Here is a 17,196-nt window from a genome sequence, read left to right on the forward strand (position 1 = left end):
CAGAAAAAAAAGGTTAATGTAGTGGATTATGCGGGACATCTTCTTCACCATTCTTCCTCATGGAAATGGCATCATTGTAGACTTCCAGTAAACTTTTTACCCCTTGATCAATCGACCAATGTGTCATACCCCATTTTTTCGCATTTGTTCCTAGTTTCTTTCGCAACTGCTCATTATCTAAAAGTAAATTTATGTTTTCAAACAACATATTAGAATCACCAGGAGGTGTTAATATACCCGTTACATTATGCTGGACCATTTCAGGCAAACCTCCAACGTCGCTGACTATTGTTGCTTTCCCAGCAATCTGCGCTTCGATTAACGACAATGGCTGATTTTCTAACAATGTTGGCAATATATAAATATCAGCCTTTCCTAATAAAGCTGGAATATCATCACGTTTCCCTAGAAATTGAACGTAATCATCTAAACCAAGCACCTTACATTTAACTCGTAGTTTAGATTCACTATCCCCTGACCCCACTATCCAACAAACCCAATCTTGTCGTTCCTTTTTTAGTTTCCCTAAAGTGTCTATCAAATACTGAATTCCTTTTAGATCAATTAGTCTTCCTGTATAGATAAGCACCTTTTTGTTTTTGGGTGGCGTAATAAGAGACTTCACTTTCATTTGCTTAATGAAGCTTTCAGTATCAAAACCATAATGGAGTACTTTTATTTGTTCCTCTGCTACCTTAAATTCATCTATTAATATATTCTTCAACCAATTGTTCGCTACAACAGTTATTTCCGCAGTATTTGCTCCTAATTTTTCTAAGTCATCGTAATACGCTCTAGCAATATAAGAATTGGGCGTTTTGTGAATGGTGTTTAGTTGGTGATGGATTTCATGTGCGACAGAACCATGTAAAGTTGCAACGAGCGAAACATGTTTAGGTCGAATTCGATCGATACAAGCTGTAGAAATAACATCTTGTGTGTGTATCAAATCATAATCATCTAACCCAAAGTAAGCTGTTCCCAGTTCGAAAATATATCGTTGAAACTCTGTATATTCAACTAATTTATTTTCATAAATTTCTGGATAATTTTCTTTATTTATCTTCGCTTGAAGTAATGGCAACAACTTGTCTCTAGTAATCTTTTGATCGGAACCTATCATATGGATATTCAAATTATCCTCATCATATCCAAGTACATTTACTTCATGTCCAAGCTGTTCCAACTTCTTTTTCAAATGAACCATATAGTTCCAAACTCCACCTAAATGGGGAATAGGCCAATATGTGGCTAGCAAGATTTTCAAATTATACATCTCCCCGTTTTAACCGCATGTTCTATACTTATTGCCGTTGATGTCAATTGGTGTGGGCTTTTAAATTTGAATCATTTGAAGAACAATTGGACATCCCTTTTCAGGTACATCTTCCGTCAATAACAAAAGTCTTCCTTCCGATACTAGGTAATTTATTTTCGGCTGTAAAATCCCGTTTATAAAAAGGTTCATATAAGACGCATTTGCTGGATTCATCATTTGTTGAAGCCCACAATCAGCAATAGCATCTTGTTCGGTATATACTTTCTTCACACCATCCGATAATACAAAAAGTTCAGTTGTCACAACCGTTCTATGGCTCACTACTTTGGACTCTGATTTACTTACTTTTAAAGGAATGATTAAAGGCTCCGAAAAGTATGCAGTCGCTTTCCGCGGGACGTACGGTTGGTTTATCATTTCTTCCCCCCTAACATATAAATAAAGTTAGTGTATCCATGAAATAATAAAAATGTGTATACATTAGGCCCTTCTTCTCATTTTCCGAAAAAATACTCAAATGCCCATATCTCTCTCTGACTTTTAGTCATATGTTGAAAGAGAAATGAAAAGGAGGAACACGTTTGGCTTTAAAAATTGTTAAATTAGCTATCACACCAAAACAAACGATTTCAACTTCACCCACTGTCGCACGCTACTTTCATGAGGTACCAGAAACTATCACAGAGGTTACCACTCATAAGATTAATGCATCTGATTTTCTAAATGATCAGGGGGAAATAGCTCAATCGTTGCCAGTGCTAAATCTAAACAACAGTTACTTTAATGTATATATAAATGGGGTACTACAAATGGATGAAAATTTCTCATATACGGCCGGAGAAGACGGAATAGGCTCCTTACTTCTCTCTCTCCCTGATGATTCGGAAATCCCTAAAGGTACTCCCATTATTATGGAGACGGTCAACTTTCATCCAGAGATAGTATCAGAATAGACAGGGAAACCTGTCTTTTTTTATTTGTACTTTCTCTGTCAATCTTGTAATCGAGAATAGTATAGACTATCACTGATAAAAGTCGGACATTGATAAGACAATTACAGACACAATACCAATTTTCTTAGTGAGATAATCTCGGGGAATCTCTAGGCAATCTTTATTATCTATCCTTAAATTATTTTCTACTTATAGGAAACTCGCCCCTGCTCTATTTCATTCTCTAGCATTAACTATTAATAAGGTGCATGTACGCCTTGACGCTAGAGAATGAAGGAGGTGAAATAATTGAATTTAAGTCAACTTAAAGGAGAATATGATGCCATATTTAGCCTTGGGGACCTTTGCTTAGCATCTATACAATTGAAAAAACACAACTTGAGACCATACTCAGGCGTACTAGATTGGATGGCTAGTCCTGAGCTATCTATGGTAAATGAACTATTAGAAAATCGTTTTATAGGCTTCCTTGAATATGATAATCTACGTGTGATCGGTTACGCCGATGATTTTATATGCGTTTCAGATGATGGCTATAATTTTGTTTCCAATCATGATTTTGATGGAGAAAAAAATACACTAACTTATTTAGGCGGCTATGCAGAAGTAATGGAGAAGTATGAACGAAGAATTCAACGCTTTCTTTCAGAAATGGAAAATGCTAAAAGAATATTATTCGTTCGAACAGAAGGTACACTCGAGGATGCAGCTGTTTTACAAGACGTGCTTTCCAGAATAGTAAAACACGACTTCAGTATCCTACTTATCAATCACACATATGTACAAGGAATTGTAGAAAAAAGTTGGCCTTTAGAAAAAGTTTGTTCGATTGAGTTTCCTAATAAAGATAAATGGGAAGGAAATCACGACTTATGGGAAGAGGTGTTAAGCGGGATTCGTTTGCGTACGTAGCTTAATGTACAAAACGTCTCTAAAATCAAACAATTATTAGGGAGGAAAAATGGTGTTTACCAATGCAACAATATTGATAACCGGGGGGACAGGCTCATGGGGAATTGAACTAGTCACACAACTTCTTCTTCTTGACCCTAGGAAAGTTATTATTTTTTCAAGAAACGAAAATAGACAAGTCATGATGCGCCAGAACTTTGAAGATACAAGATTACAGTTTAGTATAGGGGATATACGAGACGAAAACGCTCTATCTTCCGTATGTGCTGGTGTAGATTATGTCTTTCACTTAGCCGCACTAAAACATGTCCCCGTATGTGAGGAAAATCCTTTAGAAGCTATTAAAACAAATATAGTCGGAACGCAGAATGTAATTGAAGCTTCCATTAAGAACCAAGTCAAAAAAGTAATTTATATTTCTACTGATAAAGCTGCAGATCCAGCTAATACGTACGGAATGACAAAAGCACTTGGGGAAAAGCTGATTCTTGGTGCAAACGAATTAGGTTCGCACACTAGGTTCTTATGCATTCGAGGAGGGAATGTGCTTGGAAGCAGCGGCAGCGTACTACCAATTTTCATCAGACAACTAGAAGAAGAAAACAAAATCCGGATAACCGATAAAAAGATGACACGTTATTTTGTCACACCAAAACAAGCGATTAAAACGCTACTTCAAGCTACAGAGTTGGGAAATGGAGGAGAAATTTTTGTCATGCATATGAATGCTTGTAATATACTCGACTTGGCAGAAGTTCTCATCGAGTATTACAACAAAAAAAATGTTCATATCATTGAAACCGGTGCTCGAGTCGGAGAAAAGACTCATGAAGTATTAGTAGCAGAAAACGAAATACCAATGGCCACCGTATTTAACAAGGATCTGATAAAAATTACCCCTGTGAACTCTACCAGCAAAACTTCTTCTATACCTTCTATTCTAGTAGATACAAAACAAAATTTAATGACAAAACAAGAAATTAAAGAACTATTAGTAGAAGGAGGCTTTCTAAAGTAAGTAAAAGTACATTTCAAATTGCCTTTAAAATAGTAAATAACAAAAAACTAGACTCGCCTAAATTGTCTAGTTTTTTTGTATTTCACTTTTAGGATACCTTTTCATCTGCTGTAGGATAAACAAAAACACACCGACTAGCACTAGAATACCACCAACAATTTGCCAGCCTACTAATCGTTCTCCTAGGAAAATAGCAGCAAGGATAGTTGCTCCTACCGGCTCTCCTAAAATACTCATAGATATCGTAGTAGCTGTTACATAATTCATCAACCAATTGTTTATCAAATGAGAAATAGTCGGTACTACCGCTAACAACACAAAAATTCCCCACTCTCTTGAATCATACCCTCCCATAGCAACACCTGCGAGTAGGTTATAGACAATGAGTGCAATAGCGGCAAAGCCAAAGACAGTGAAACTATAAATCCAATGGGAAACTACTTTCACTGCTTTTTGCCCGATCAATAAATATCCAACAACCGCAATCACACTTAGAAAAGAAAGTATATCGCCAAGAATGGCATTTCTACTTAGACCAAAATCGCCCCATCCGACCATCACTGCTCCTATTACAGCAATCCCCATGGTCATAAGTGCGGATTTCGTAGTTCTCTCTTTAAACAAAATGACACCACCAACCAACGCGATAATCGGCTGCAATGCCAGAATAATTGTTGAGCTGGCGACTGTCGTTAGTTTTAAGGATCCAAACCATAGAGCAAAATGTAGAGCTAAGAACATACCTGCAACAAACAGTAATAACCATTCTCTGTTTGTAAGTTTTTTAAACTCTGCCCTTTTAATCCATACAACTGGCAGTAATAGCAGGGTTGCTAAAATCATGCGATACATACTTAATATAGTTGCGGGCGCATGAGACCACTTGACGAAAATAGCAGCAAACGAGATTGCTATTATGGAAATGATTAATGGTAATACAATTGATTTGGATGCATTTGCTTGATTCACTAACTTACCCCGTTCTATTAATTTTCTTTGCTTATAAACTAATCTTAATATACTGGATAAAATTAAAATAAGAAATACAAAAAACTTCTCATTTTACAATAAGAAGTTTTAGGACTTATCTCTTTTCCACTTTCTGTATCTATCATAAATACCTTTACAAGTAGTGTAACCTATTATAGCGATCGCAAGACCAATTCCTGTTAATGCTGTAATAAGTGATATCCACTCAAAAAAGGAATATCCCGGTACCTTTGACCAATCTGTTTTTCCCTTCCAATCCTCAATAACAAGATTCATCCCATAGATACCCGAAACTACTGTGAATATAGTTAACATAAACAGCAATGAGTTACGTCGTTTGCTTGCTTGATTGTTTTGAGCCTTATATAGATCATCTACAGTTTGTCTTACTTCATCAAAAAGATCTTGTAAACGAAATACTTCCCGCAACTTCTGGGTAAGCTCTTTTCCTTCTGTTCTAGCCGAAACCTCTTCAAAATAATAGCGTGAATAGAATTTTGATATGAGTTCTATTAACTCCTCTACATATCTTTTATCCTTTGCCCAACTGACTTCACTATGTTCATAAGAAACTTTTAACAATATAATTTTATAATAGTAATGCAACATTAAATTATAATAATGCACACTCATAAATTGAGAAACACTTTGTTTTAACTGTTCTTTTTTCTTGTTAGAGATAGTGACCTGAGTATGTTCAGAAGAAATTGTATATGTATGCGGTGCCCAACGATCATGAATACGCGCATCAACATAGCGGTTCACATATTCTGGGTTGGAACTAGAGATAAATGCATTTCCGTCTATATCCTTACCATCTAAATGCGCCAAGCGGAACAGCTGATCTTTTGTTATTTCAGTTTTATCATCCGCTATCAAGAAAACAGAAGTATGCATTCGCTCATCCTCAAAATAAGGAAGACTCCCGTAATAACCCGCTAATTTGTCATTATGGATGATATACGGCTTTAACGGTAAACAAATATAGTCAAAAACAAGTTCATTTGTATTATTGAACACTTTACCATCATGGTGGATTTTAGCACCTTTATCCTTGGGAAGCTTGGGTTCAAGCACACAAAAATGATCGATGCAATCCAATAAATTCGTCAATGTTTCCTGCTCTTGATCCATTGCTACCCGGATCGTAATTATACCGATACCGAATGGACATAAGACAATATCCATACTATTAATGATAAAATTTAATGTATGGTCATGTACTTCGTATACAAATGAATCTTTAATTACTTTGGAGTAACGCAAAAATCCCCTATTTTTAATCGAAGGAGGGAAGAGCTTATCTTCAATAAATGGTAGAAAAAATTGATCCAATTCCTCATTTGAAATGTTAATATTTTCTCCATAGTACTTATCTTGTAGCTCTTCATTATCTAAAGTAAAAAAAGTGTAATGATTCTTTTCAAGTTGTGCCATTAGCTCTTTCCGCTCTTTTTCTCGAAAAGAAAACGGAAAAAAATACGTCATATATGCATCAGTAATATTCAAGGGTTGGATTTCTATTTTATCCATTTAAGTTCTCTCCCTTGTTTGTCATTATTATTCTTTACCACCGTACATTCATCTATAAACCAAAATACAGTCATTCCTAAAGTTTACTTTAGGAATAACTGTATTAGCTAACTAATTATTACTAAAGATTGTTGTTGTTGTTATTGTTGTTGCGGTTATTGTTACGTTGGTTTTGATTGTTGTTGTTTCTGTTTTGTTCGTTTTGGTTTTGCTCGTTTAGATTGTCAAAGTTGAAATCTTCACCGAACTCAGCTGGATTGTTTTGGTTATTGTTATTGCGATTGTTGTTGTTATTATTGTTGTTATTGTTATTTCGGTTATTATTGTTTCCCATGACTGCTCACCTCCCTGACTGTATTAGATTGGTCCAAATAGTGAATTATATACTTACTTTTTTAACTTTTTATCAGTGCTTTTTTCTTGTGCTATCGAATCAGTATCGAACTCCTCAGCAAACTCCGTTTGGAGATTCGTTCGATTATAGTATCCAACCTTCTCATCAGGATTAGCTTTCTTTGGTTCAAAGATATTTGTGTCCATATATCGATGCAACAAGAATTCTCCTATCATTAACAACAGTGCAGATATAAAAGAAGCTGTCCCTAGAGCAATTGGTTGCTCATAAAAATATGATCCCAACAAGTAAATGACGGCATAGGCAATGACAAAGTCACTTATCCCCGCCCAAGTATTTCCTATTCTAGGTAATATAAAGACATCTCCTACATATCCTACCGCTGTTAGAACCACACTAGTAATGAGTATATCTGTAAAAGAAACGTCATAAAAAAGACTTAAAACAATCCATAGCACCGCAGTTATCATGACAAACTTCATTAATAATGCTTTCATATACACTATTTAAACCCACCTTCCAAACGCTTTACCTTTTTTTAGTTAATGGATCGGCCTTAGACTGTTGCTTTGCAAACCATTCATTTATTTCACGATAACTCATCCCCGCATTTGCATTTAACCTCTTTACTTCCTCAATGTCTGTCCCTGCAACTGTAAATTTTTTATTATTACTTATAGCAAACCCTTCCTTCCCATTATTGAATGTAGGTCGACTTTTTTTGTACCATTGATAAAACAAGATTATAAGTAGCCCTACCTCCACAGTGTCCCCACCATAGTACATAATCATGCTACCTAATTCCGCTTGATCAATTGGCACTCCCGTTGGAGGATTCGCATAAATATATTTGGAAAGAACGGAATGACCCGCTAAAGCCAATACAAAAATAACAGTCCGGTATAAGTAACTTTTTCTAAAGGGTGTCACATCCACATAAATGATGGAAATTGTAAATACATACCCAGCTAAGAAAATATGTGTATGAATAATTACATATAGGAGCATATTTTCGTGCATCATAAGAAATAAATCGGTTGTGTAAAGCACCCACAAGCCACCAATATTTAATATAGAAGCAACAACTGGATGCTGAACAAGATGTAGAGGACGGCTACGTAAAATTTTAGTTAGTTTCCTTGCTGTTGGGATACTAATCGTACGGAGGAGTAGCGTCACTGGAGCCCCTAAAACCAACAAAAGTGGTGCCAGCATCCCCAGTAATACATGCCCAATCATATGAGCAGAAAAATCTGTGTGCGATAAATCTGCGATGGGGCCAACTAGCGAAAGAAGCGCACATAATATACCAAAGCTCCAAGCAACCATACGGTACCCTGGCCATGTTTTTTTCTTTCGATTGGACAGAACTACCGCCAATATATATATAACAAATAACAGGATAAAAGGAATTGCTAAAAAAATTTGGAGAGTAGCAGCTGAATACTGTTCATGAGTATGCACCTAAAGTCAGCCCTCCTTTTTATGATTTGTCTGTTGTATTAAAATAGCTCCGATCAAAATCATTAAGGCAGCCAAAATATTCCACACCAAATCATAGGGTAGTATATCTACGCCATAGCGAATCTGGTGTAAACCCATCCATTTATGCTGAATAATACCGTCATACAGTTGAAATACACCTGCGCCTAAAAGAATTCCACCAATCCATCTCTTTAACCAAAACGCATGTCGCCTATGAAGGTCTGCTAGTAGAAACGATGCTCCTATCGTAGCTATAAAACTAAACGCATGAAAGAGACCGTCCGACACTAATCCAATATCCGTAGTAGATTTATCATAAAAATGGTGCCAATGAAGAAGTTGATGAAAAACTACTTCATCTATAAATGCCACAATCCCAAGTCCAAATAAAATGCCCGTCCACATATTCTGTTTGGCATATGCTTTTTTGTTCGGATTTTGTTTAAAATCAGAGGTAGCGCTTATTGAATTGGTCATTTTAAAACCCCTTTTTAGACTAGCTTTTCCTTTTCCATAAGGAATTAAACTTTTCACCAATGATTCATGACTAATGTGAAGCGAAACAGAGATATTTTTGTAAGAATAAAGCTGTTATTAACAGGTTATCCACAGAAATTTCTGACAACTTAAAAATTTATTACCATCTGTACATAGCTCGCCTAACCTAGGAAGAGCCTCTCTTTCAAAGTATATCCCGTTGTGTTTTAGTCCATAAAAATTATCGTTAATTTAAACCCTGCCTTTAAATATGTGTATAAGTTTTCAAGAATTACTAGCTACCAATTATTTTTACTCTCAGTATAAAAAAATAAGACTTATTCTCTTCTAAAAAATAAATACCAGGGAAATCAACAATGTTAGTTGTTAATTTCCCTGGTATTTTTTATTTTTTAACTGCACTTAACTTTTGGTTTAATAAATATAAAACAGATTCAGTAAAATGCACTGGAGCAACTCGTGACATCTCTTCGATTGTTTTATATTGTATTAGATGAAAGTGCTGATGTTTTTCTAGACCCGGTAAAATACTATTCAAAATTCCTCGAGCTTGCGAGTTCATCAGAATATCCGAGAAAGAGGTATTAATAGAGAATACGTCATCTGTAACTGCCAGTTCTTCTATTTGTACGTTAGAAGTGTTCGGCTTAACAAACCAATCCGTAACAGCGTAAATATCAACCTCGACAGGAGGAGACACAACAGGTTCTTTTTGCACAGGCGACGATGCGGCTTTAACTTCTTTTTCAGGAGCTTTTTCTGTTTCAGGAATCACTTCTGTCTCAGGTTTTGGCGTTGGTGATGTTTCTACTGCAGGGGCAGGAGTTGTTTCAGGGACCACTACTAGATCCGGAGCCGATGCAGGAACAGGTGCTGTTACGGGCATTGGAACGGTCACTAACTTTAACTGCGCCGCTTGACCATCTAATTGTGCTTTTGCATTTTCTAAAATAATATCTATATTTTTCATAACTGCAGCTTGTTGCTCACTACTATCAATAGTCATTCCTGCTTTTATGTTATTAGCATATTCTTGTAAAGCTGCAATACGTGTTTGTTTTTGAGTTGCAGTAAATTCAGCCAATTGTTTTTCTGCTAATTGCATCTCCGTACTTAGTTGCCCTTTCAATTGTCCCATTAAAATGTCTCTCTCACTATCAATAGCTTGATCTATTTCTTTTATAGAGGCATCTTGTTTTTTGGAGAACCAGTTCACCATTACCTGTTGAACATCTACGTCCGCCAACGCTGATTTCATTCCAGTACCTAGACCTATACTTAAAACTAATATTCCACTTATTATGAGCATCTTTTTAATACGTCTAGTTTTTTTATACTTTTCCATTCTGCTTAACATGTTTTTACCTCCTATTAGAAGAATAAGGACCTCATAAAATGAGGTCCTTATTTAGTAGTAAAAGAAATTATTTATCAATATTGCCCACGATAGTATCTAATTCACCAATAGCTAATCCTTCTAGTTCAACTGCTTTTGCAGTAATTAGAACTTGTTGAGCAACCACTAGGTCATCTTTTTTCTTAGTAATAGAAGTTCTTAATGAATTAATTTTAGCATCGATTGCAGCTTTAATTTCTGCTGTAGTCGCGGATTTTTCATTGTCTAACTGAGTTTGTAACGCTGTTTTGGCAGCTAAAATTTCAGCAGATAACTCATCTGTAGCAGTTTTTGTTGCCGCAGTTAATTCTTCAGTTAACTCATTACGAGCAGTAGTTCCTTTTGTTCCAGTATGATTCTCTAAATCTGTATTGGCATAATTTGTAGCAGTTGTTCCCGCTTGATTGATAAGTATATTAGCCGTACCTAACAATATATCAAATTGCGTTGCCATATATCCTGAAATTTGTGCTTCTTTAGCATTAATTGAATCAATATGCGCTTGTGCTTCTGCATCAATTGAAGATGATTTTGCAGTACTTTCAGTCGCTTTTGTTTGATTAATACTATTTGTAGCAGCGGTTTTCAAGCCTTCATATTCAGTCGCTAATCCATTAATTCTTCCAGTTACATCAGCTTCTACATCACTTACCATTTCACCTGTAGATTGACCAAACTTTCCATCATACCAAGCTTTTAACTTTTGTCCTGCATCTAATGATGAACCAAAAGCCGCTCCAGTTCCTGCTAATAGTGTTACTGCTACAGTTCCTGCGATTACTTTACCTTTAACTGTTTTCAACATATGAATATCCCCTTAGAATTATAGTTTTTTTATGAATGAGTCCTACTACTTACCGAAAACTTCAATTAACACTTCATCGATGTCTTGATCAATTTCTTTTTCAATTGCTTCATTGTTCATATACTCATCGATTTCTTCTTCTTTGAGCTCGGTAACTATTTCGTCCAACTGGCTTTTAGTTTCCTGTTGATACTCTTCGATACCAACCTTTGATTCTTTTACCTGATTTTCAATTGCCTTTTGAATGCTAGATTGATAACTTTCGAATGTTTCCAATATGAAAGCATTTACTCCATCAAAGGTCTTTTCTACTTTAGCTAAACTAGCTTTTCCTTCACTCTCCTTCTGGAACGATTGATCATACCATTTAGAAAGGGAGGTTCGCGGTAAGCCGCTAGCGTAAATGGTACTGGATCCTAGTAGAATAAAAAACACTAAAATAATTCCTACAACTTTTTTCATTGTTTACAACCCCTTTCGCGCTGCCCTCAACCATTATATCCATATACCTACATTTTTATACCTAAATAATTTGAAATAATAACCTCCCATTAGTTCTTTAGTTTATTTTTCCTTCACTTCTTTTTCACATCTGATTAGTTAGTGACAGAAGATTAACATAATTATACTTTTGCTAAATTTGCGGACAACATCTTCTTCATAACTTCTACTTTTTCTACAAACAAAGTCATAACTTCTACAGTTGCGACTTATTGTAGGGGTATAAAGTTACAAAAAGATTCCTCCCTTCTTCAAAATATCCCTAAAAACCAGTCCAATTACTTATTACCAAATAAAAAAATACATAAGATTAATTTTACGCATTTCTTTTTACCTATATTAGATTCATTTCTTCCCTCATAATCAAATCCCTCTATGATGAATTCATCTTTTAGTGATGTCTAAATAAAATATATTGATTCCTTACGTTGCAGCCAATGCTTCTTCTATAAATTGAAGTATTTTCTGACTTACCGGATAAAGACTTACCGCTTCCGAATCTTTTTGCGATTTAAGAAAATCCCATAACTTATCTGTTAGTTCTTCATTAGCAAATGTAGTGTTGGATATGTTGCGGAGGTTTTCTATCGAGGATTTCTATATAAATGGATTAGAGTAAAGTGGAGTGCTTTACTAAGTTCATTTGTGTTTATGCTTGTACTCATTCCTACCTAGTCTTTAATGCTATAGTTGTAGCATTAACTGCTTAAGGTCAAAAAACTCCTCACCAAGTTTGAGGTGAGGAGTTTTATATTGTTATACGATTTGATTAATAATGCCATAAACACTTTTACTTACTCCTAGCGATGCGTATCATGTTGTGGCTGAAACAAATCCTCTTCAGCATTTCTAACCATTGAAAAGTTATCTACATTATAATGTCCATGCAGTATTTTATTGTGGTGATTAATAATCTGCTCCGCTGAAAGAACAGATGACCCAGTTGTTGAATGCCCATCTCCAACTAATGTAACATCTAATTGTGAAACGGTTGCAGTACGTACCGCTGTATCGATACAATGCTCAGTCTGACATCCCATAATTACTACGTGTTTAATCTCGTGTTCATCAAGATATTCCTTTAATCCAGTTCCATAAAATGAGTTCGTTGCAGCTTTATCGAATGTCTTCGAGTCTGCTGGTAGATTAATATCTCTGTGTACTTGAAATCCTTCACCTTTTCCTTCTGCCACATCTGTATCTCTTACAAAAATGATCAAAGCGTCTGATTCAGTTGCTTTCTTTATTACTAAATTGATATTTTCAATTATCTTTTCTTTTTGAAATACACTAACCTCTTGGTCATTTCCTTCTATTAACTCCTGTTGCGCATCGATGATTAATAATGCTTGTTTCATAACCACACCTCTTTTTATTTTTTTCAATTCCCGGACGGATGAAGCTCCCATTCCATTAAAAGACTACTATCTTCTAATTCTTTCACAACTCGAAACCCGCATTTTTGATAACACTTAATAGCTTGCAAGTTATTGCTTTTGACATCCAGTACCACTGTATTGATGCCTAGTCTGGAATTTAAATACTCTAACAAAGCACTAATCATCCGAGTCCCTATCCCTTTACCCCATAAATCAGATCTTCCGATAAATTGATCAATTCCATAGATAGGTTCTTTCAATGGATAGCCGTATATTTTTAACTGCTCTTTAGGAACTTTATAATATTGAATATAGCCTACCGATTCTTCTTTATATTCCACAATACAAGGCATTACGTAATGCTCTTTATTAATTCTCGGACCGTACTTTGCAATTATTTGTTCTAATGTCAGCCTCGGACCATAATACTCTATGACCAAATCATCATTTAGCCATTTTGCCATATAAGGAAAGTCGCTTTCTCTCATAATTCTAATAGTCACGTCATATTTATGAATCATAGCGCTTACTTGTCACAAAAATTTGGAAGATCTGCATGGATATAATACCCCTCCGTTAATATTTGCAATTATCAAACAGTGATTCATCTGATTCCACACACTGGATGGTTACTTCAACTCATCGGTGATCAGTGGATTTTGCTTACTACATGAAACGAGTAAACGTGAGATAAGTAATATAAGATAACAAAACATTTTCGGGGATGAAAAAACATAGCTACCTACTTTTCTATAATTATCTTATACTTCTAAATATTTCATATTATCATTCATCTCTGATAGAATATAATTCATACAATAACTATTAGAACGAACCTAAAGGGGAGTATGACATGAATCAAAAACGGTATCGCAGGCGTAATACGATGGCATTTACAGTACTTGCTTACTTTACGTTATTTGCAGGTGTTGTTATGTTCTGCATCGGGCTTTATAACGCAGACAATCTGCAGCTTAATGAAAAAGGATATTATATCGCAGTAATGATTTTGGTTGCAGTTGGAGCCATTCTTACACAAAAAGTTACTCGAGATAATGCTGAGGACAACGACATCATTGCCGAGCAAGAACAGGAACGACAAATGAGCAGCAACCGAATCCCATCGAGTTCTAAAGAGTCTTAATAAAAGTTTAAATCCTGTCGTTATTTTTACACAGGATTTTTTTATTGTTCTATTTTATTTATGTATATAACGCCATTAACTTGCTCCAATAAAAAAATATCTGGGTTTTTCATCTGTTGCCACTGAGCAAACCCAAAAGTTGGATCATAGTGATTAATGAGTAGCGACAAAATATTTCCGTGAGTAACAATTCCTACGCAATGCTTTTGTTTGTGTTCAAACACCTCCTCTAATACTTTTCGTATACGGGAAAGTGCATGATTACTAGACTCCCCACCTAAAAATATTAAATCTCTTTCTATAAACGTTCTCTCTAGTTGTTCTAACCAGTCCTCCATAGGTTCTGCACTCAACCTGCGTTCTTGTAAATTTTCATCTATAACGACAGGAATTTTATTGCTTTCGGAAAACGGTTCAATAGTTTGGATTGTTCTTTTGTAGGGACTTGAAATAATATAATCGATCTGTAATTTCTCTAACAATGGAACTAACTGTATGGCTTTTCCTTTCCCTTCATTCGTTAACTCCGCAGATGGCTCTTGCCCCGTCGCCTCACAATGTCTGATTAAATAAATTTGCTTTCCTACCATTTAATCACCCCTCTACATTAAATTCGCTATTTCTCCTTTTATTCCTGTTAAATATATAAATTTTCAGAATTATTATATATACTTAATTTAACTAACTATTGAGGAGTGATTAAGATGAAAAACGTTATACAGGTGATTGAGAAGTAAAGTATTACACTTTCTCTTTCCAACCCAAAAAACCTATACACTATTACAGGATGAAAAGAGGAATAATTTTGTACCAAGACAATGAACTAGTTATTAGACCTATTAAGCGTGAAGATTTAACGAGACTTTGGGAACTAATGTGCAAGGACGAAACGCCAGAGTGGAAAAAATGGGATGCCCCCTATTATGAATATAAATCGGTACCGTATGACAAATTCATGGAGAAAGCTGATTCATATATAAATAGAGACGACTTTTGGGGGATAGAAGTAGATGGAATATTAAGAGGAATTGTTTCTTACTACTGGGAGCATGAACCTTCAAAATGGTTGGAGATGGGCATTGGACTTCATGAAGCCAGTAATTGGGGGAAAGGACTAGGAACACGTGCTTTCAGACTTTGGATGAATCATCTATTCACTACACTACCACTTGTTCGAGTTGGTTATACCACTTGGTCAGGTAACGAGCGAATGATTCGAGTCGGCGAAAAACTAGGCATGACAATGGAGGCCCGCATTCGAAAAGTACGGTACTATGATGGATATTACTATGATTCCATTCGAATGGGGATTTTACGAGAAGAATGGGATAACTCAGCAGCCAACAATTAATCTAAATTGTGTCAGACAGAGCAATCTAGTAAAGAATCTACACACTTTTTCTAAGTAGAGTGGGACATTTATTGATATACTACTTAAATAACAATCTAATATGTAGGTGGAATCAGTATGTTGTCCTTTATTTTAACCGTTAAAAGATTTATTGAAGCTTTAGTGAAGGCTTTTAAAACTCCGATGTTCTTATCTCTCTTTACCACGTTATTTCTGATCATTCTTTCTGGCACACTCTTCTATACAAATAAAGAAGGTTGGGGTGTCGTAGATGCCATATACTTCTGTGTTGTAAGTCTAATCCCAACTGGTGTAAATACAAACTTAACACCTGTAACCAATTTAGGTAAAATATTCACCATGCTATACTTGGTTGTAGGTACAGGGGTCATGTTTATCACACTACTTACTTTGGGAAAAACAATGATTAATACAAAAGCATTAGAAGAAAGAAAAACAGAGGGTAAAAAGAAGCTTAATGAGTATAGGAAGAAAAAATAACTATATGAGTATCAAAACCAAGGACGTTCAATGGAGCTCCTTGGTTTTTTTCTTTTAATTGTTTTAATTTATTAAAACGTAAAGGAGAACTCTTCTCTTACCACGAACTTATTACTTAGCTGAATAATTAAAGGAGGACCATTAAGATGCATGAAGTTATAGATCACCTCGGTAGAAATGTGATTCTTCCTCATTCACCTAAACGCATTATTTCTATATGCCCCGCCATTACAGAAACACTTTTCTCTCTAGGCTTAGAAAAAGAAGTAATTGGTCGCACTAAATATTGTATCTTTCCTAAAGGGACAGTTGACCAAGTCCCAATTGTAGGAGGAACAAAAGAAGTTGACTTTGAAAAAGTTAAAGCGCTTCAGCCCGATCTTATATTTGCTGAAAAAGAGGAAAACACGAAAGAAATGGTATTGGAACTTGAAAAAATAGCACCAGTTTTCGTGCTAGAGGTAAAATCTATACTGGATGCATATAGGCTCATCACTACACTTGGTGAAGCTACAAAGACTACAGAGACTGCAAACTTCCTTTTAACTTCCTGCCAAAAATCGTTTCAATCCGTAGTAGGTAAAGGCAATGGTAAAGCCGCATATGTTATTTGGCGGAAACCTTATATGGTCGTTGGTGGCAACACTTATATAAATGACGTGCTACATCAAATGGGCTATCAAAATCCTTTTACTAACGAAGGCTCTAGATATCCTGTTGTCACAAAAGAGCAGTTAGCTAATGCTCAACTTGATAAACTTTTCCTAGCTTCAGAACCATTTCCATTTCAACAGAAACATTTAACTGAGTTCCAATCATTTCTTCCCCATACAGAAATAATATTAGTGGATGGTGAGATGTTTTGGTATGGCTCCAGAATGCTGGTGGCTGGGGAGTATTTAGCAGAATTAGAAAGGGACATGTGAATTGGAGTTTATAATAATAATTTGCGGCATTATAATAGTTATTACTTGCCTGGCAATTGAAGTTAGTCTAAAAAAAACAATCGAACAAAATGAAAAAATAATAGAACTCTTAAAACAGTTGGGAGAAAAATAATTTCTATCTTATTATGAAACGGCGGGCGTTAGACTAA

General features: G+C 35.4%; 21 protein-coding genes. 7 read left to right on the plus strand and 14 right to left on the minus strand.

Going from position 1 to position 17,196, the window contains the following annotated elements; translation table 11 throughout:
* Positions 1–13: 13 nt before the first annotated feature.
* Together MHI40_RS18035 and MHI40_RS18040 are read right to left on the minus strand one after the other, a co-directional pair.
* On the minus strand, positions 14–1,267 hold the full coding sequence (locus tag MHI40_RS18035) for a glycosyltransferase family 4 protein (protein ID WP_445678333.1): 1,254 nt from the start codon (positions 1,265–1,267) through the stop codon (positions 14–16).
* A 69-nt stretch (positions 1,268–1,336) separates the two neighbouring features.
* Positions 1,337–1,696, minus strand: coding sequence for a DUF4183 domain-containing protein (locus tag MHI40_RS18040; RefSeq protein ID WP_340763925.1), 360 nt, complete (start codon positions 1,694–1,696; stop codon positions 1,337–1,339).
* A 164-nt stretch (positions 1,697–1,860) separates the two neighbouring features.
* On the opposite strand from MHI40_RS18040, the gene MHI40_RS18045 reads away from it, so the two are divergent.
* From MHI40_RS18045 to MHI40_RS18055, 3 genes are all read left to right on the plus strand, one after another.
* Positions 1,861–2,232, plus strand: coding sequence for a DUF4183 domain-containing protein (locus MHI40_RS18045; RefSeq protein WP_340763926.1), 372 nt, complete (start codon positions 1,861–1,863; stop codon positions 2,230–2,232).
* A 288-nt stretch (positions 2,233–2,520) separates the two neighbouring features.
* A complete protein-coding gene (locus tag MHI40_RS18050; protein ID WP_340763928.1) occupies positions 2,521–3,144 on the plus strand; it encodes a DUF1796 family putative cysteine peptidase in 624 nt (207 codons plus the stop codon).
* A 52-nt stretch (positions 3,145–3,196) separates the two neighbouring features.
* The gene (locus tag MHI40_RS18055; protein ID WP_340764586.1) at positions 3,197–4,162 is read left to right on the plus strand and encodes a polysaccharide biosynthesis protein; all 966 of its coding nucleotides are present in this window, start codon (positions 3,197–3,199) and stop codon (positions 4,160–4,162) included.
* A 66-nt stretch (positions 4,163–4,228) separates the two neighbouring features.
* Here the strand turns inward: MHI40_RS18055 and MHI40_RS18060 are convergent, their stop codons facing one another.
* The 11 genes from MHI40_RS18060 to MHI40_RS18110 all read right to left on the minus strand — a co-directional run bounded on the left by MHI40_RS18060 (position 4,229) and on the right by MHI40_RS18110 (position 13,625).
* Complete coding sequence (locus tag MHI40_RS18060; RefSeq protein WP_093537402.1) at positions 4,229–5,131, minus strand: DMT family transporter; 903 nt, start codon at positions 5,129–5,131, stop codon at positions 4,229–4,231.
* A 108-nt stretch (positions 5,132–5,239) separates the two neighbouring features.
* Positions 5,240–6,685 carry a hypothetical protein gene (locus MHI40_RS18065; RefSeq protein ID WP_340763929.1) on the minus strand — a complete coding sequence of 482 codons (1,446 nt, stop codon included), beginning with the start codon at positions 6,683–6,685 and terminating at the stop codon, positions 5,240–5,242.
* Between the two features lie 121 nt (positions 6,686–6,806).
* Positions 6,807–7,019, minus strand: a complete 213-nt coding sequence (locus MHI40_RS18070) for a hypothetical protein (RefSeq protein WP_340763931.1) — start codon at positions 7,017–7,019, stop codon at positions 6,807–6,809.
* A 53-nt stretch (positions 7,020–7,072) separates the two neighbouring features.
* On the minus strand, positions 7,073–7,537 hold the full coding sequence (locus MHI40_RS18075; RefSeq protein WP_340763933.1) for a YndM family protein: 465 nt from the start codon (positions 7,535–7,537) through the stop codon (positions 7,073–7,075).
* A gap of 31 nt (positions 7,538–7,568) precedes the next feature.
* Positions 7,569–8,504 carry a cytochrome c oxidase assembly protein gene (locus MHI40_RS18080; RefSeq protein WP_340763935.1) on the minus strand — a complete coding sequence of 312 codons (936 nt, stop codon included), beginning with the start codon at positions 8,502–8,504 and terminating at the stop codon, positions 7,569–7,571.
* Between the two features lie 6 nt (positions 8,505–8,510).
* The gene (locus MHI40_RS18085) at positions 8,511–8,930 is read right to left on the minus strand and encodes a DUF2243 domain-containing protein (protein ID WP_340764588.1); all 420 of its coding nucleotides are present in this window, start codon (positions 8,928–8,930) and stop codon (positions 8,511–8,513) included.
* Between the two features lie 478 nt (positions 8,931–9,408).
* Positions 9,409–10,380 carry a hypothetical protein gene (locus tag MHI40_RS18090; RefSeq protein ID WP_340763937.1) on the minus strand — a complete coding sequence of 324 codons (972 nt, stop codon included), beginning with the start codon at positions 10,378–10,380 and terminating at the stop codon, positions 9,409–9,411.
* Between the two features lie 67 nt (positions 10,381–10,447).
* A complete protein-coding gene (locus tag MHI40_RS18095; RefSeq protein ID WP_340763939.1) occupies positions 10,448–11,224 on the minus strand; it encodes a hypothetical protein in 777 nt (258 codons plus the stop codon).
* Positions 11,225–11,269: 45 nt separating this feature from the next.
* Entirely contained in the window at positions 11,270–11,686 is a 417-nt protein-coding gene (locus MHI40_RS18100; protein ID WP_340763940.1) for a hypothetical protein, read from the minus strand.
* An 839-nt stretch (positions 11,687–12,525) separates the two neighbouring features.
* Positions 12,526–13,083 carry an isochorismatase family protein gene (locus MHI40_RS18105; protein WP_340763942.1) on the minus strand — a complete coding sequence of 186 codons (558 nt, stop codon included), beginning with the start codon at positions 13,081–13,083 and terminating at the stop codon, positions 12,526–12,528.
* Positions 13,084–13,106: 23 nt separating this feature from the next.
* Complete coding sequence (locus MHI40_RS18110; protein ID WP_340763943.1) at positions 13,107–13,625, minus strand: GNAT family N-acetyltransferase; 519 nt, start codon at positions 13,623–13,625, stop codon at positions 13,107–13,109.
* Positions 13,626–13,957: 332 nt separating this feature from the next.
* On the opposite strand from MHI40_RS18110, the gene MHI40_RS18115 reads away from it, so the two are divergent.
* On the plus strand, positions 13,958–14,248 hold the full coding sequence (locus MHI40_RS18115) for a YiaA/YiaB family inner membrane protein (protein WP_340763945.1): 291 nt from the start codon (positions 13,958–13,960) through the stop codon (positions 14,246–14,248).
* 41 nt (positions 14,249–14,289) lie between these two features.
* On the opposite strand, the gene MHI40_RS18120 is transcribed toward MHI40_RS18115, so the two are convergent.
* Positions 14,290–14,838: a histidine phosphatase family protein gene (locus tag MHI40_RS18120; RefSeq protein WP_340763947.1), complete on the minus strand. Its 549-nt coding sequence runs from the start codon at positions 14,836–14,838 to the stop codon at positions 14,290–14,292.
* Positions 14,839–15,053: 215 nt separating this feature from the next.
* Between MHI40_RS18120 and MHI40_RS18125 the strand changes: the two genes are divergently transcribed.
* The 3 genes from MHI40_RS18125 (at position 15,054) to MHI40_RS18135 (ending at position 17,026) form a co-directional block, all read left to right on the plus strand.
* On the plus strand, positions 15,054–15,599 hold the full coding sequence (locus tag MHI40_RS18125) for a GNAT family N-acetyltransferase (RefSeq protein ID WP_340763949.1): 546 nt from the start codon (positions 15,054–15,056) through the stop codon (positions 15,597–15,599).
* A 117-nt stretch (positions 15,600–15,716) separates the two neighbouring features.
* Positions 15,717–16,100, plus strand: coding sequence for a potassium channel family protein (locus tag MHI40_RS18130; RefSeq protein WP_340763952.1), 384 nt, complete (start codon positions 15,717–15,719; stop codon positions 16,098–16,100).
* 146 nt (positions 16,101–16,246) lie between these two features.
* Positions 16,247–17,026 (plus strand): ABC transporter substrate-binding protein, encoded by a 780-nt coding sequence (locus MHI40_RS18135; RefSeq protein ID WP_093537387.1) that lies wholly within the window; start codon positions 16,247–16,249, stop codon positions 17,024–17,026.
* Positions 17,027–17,196 lie beyond the last annotated feature (170 nt).

The sequence above is a fragment of the Psychrobacillus sp. FSL H8-0510 genome (assembly GCF_038008345.1).
Classification (GTDB): domain Bacteria; phylum Bacillota; class Bacilli; order Bacillales_A; family Planococcaceae; genus Psychrobacillus; species Psychrobacillus psychrotolerans.

What these genes read in the sequence shown, in the direction of transcription:
- MHI40_RS18040 (WP_340763925.1), bottom strand. Translation starts at nt 1,696, where the DNA reads ATGATAAACCAACCGTACGTCCCGCGGAAAGCGACTGCATACTTTTCG.
- MHI40_RS18065 (WP_340763929.1), bottom strand. Translation starts at nt 6,685, where the DNA reads ATGGATAAAATAGAAATCCAACCCTTGAATATTACTGATGCATATATG.
- MHI40_RS18070 (WP_340763931.1), bottom strand. Translation starts at nt 7,019, where the DNA reads ATGGGAAACAATAATAACCGAAATAACAATAACAACAATAATAACAAC.
- MHI40_RS18075 (WP_340763933.1), bottom strand. Translation starts at nt 7,537, where the DNA reads ATGAAAGCATTATTAATGAAGTTTGTCATGATAACTGCGGTGCTATGG.
- MHI40_RS18085 (WP_340764588.1), bottom strand. Translation starts at nt 8,930, where the DNA reads ATGTGGACGGGCATTTTATTTGGACTTGGGATTGTGGCATTTATAGAT.
- MHI40_RS18090 (WP_340763937.1), bottom strand. Translation starts at nt 10,380, where the DNA reads ATGTTAAGCAGAATGGAAAAGTATAAAAAAACTAGACGTATTAAAAAG.
- MHI40_RS18095 (WP_340763939.1), bottom strand. Translation starts at nt 11,224, where the DNA reads ATGTTGAAAACAGTTAAAGGTAAAGTAATCGCAGGAACTGTAGCAGTA.
- MHI40_RS18100 (WP_340763940.1), bottom strand. Translation starts at nt 11,686, where the DNA reads ATGAAAAAAGTTGTAGGAATTATTTTAGTGTTTTTTATTCTACTAGGA.
- MHI40_RS18105 (WP_340763942.1), bottom strand. Translation starts at nt 13,083, where the DNA reads ATGAAACAAGCATTATTAATCATCGATGCGCAACAGGAGTTAATAGAA.
- MHI40_RS18110 (WP_340763943.1), bottom strand. Translation starts at nt 13,625, where the DNA reads ATGATTCATAAATATGACGTGACTATTAGAATTATGAGAGAAAGCGAC.
- MHI40_RS18115 (WP_340763945.1), top strand. Translation starts at nt 13,958, where the DNA reads ATGAATCAAAAACGGTATCGCAGGCGTAATACGATGGCATTTACAGTA.
- MHI40_RS18120 (WP_340763947.1), bottom strand. Translation starts at nt 14,838, where the DNA reads ATGGTAGGAAAGCAAATTTATTTAATCAGACATTGTGAGGCGACGGGG.
- MHI40_RS18130 (WP_340763952.1), top strand. Translation starts at nt 15,717, where the DNA reads ATGTTGTCCTTTATTTTAACCGTTAAAAGATTTATTGAAGCTTTAGTG.
- MHI40_RS18135 (WP_093537387.1), top strand. Translation starts at nt 16,247, where the DNA reads ATGCATGAAGTTATAGATCACCTCGGTAGAAATGTGATTCTTCCTCAT.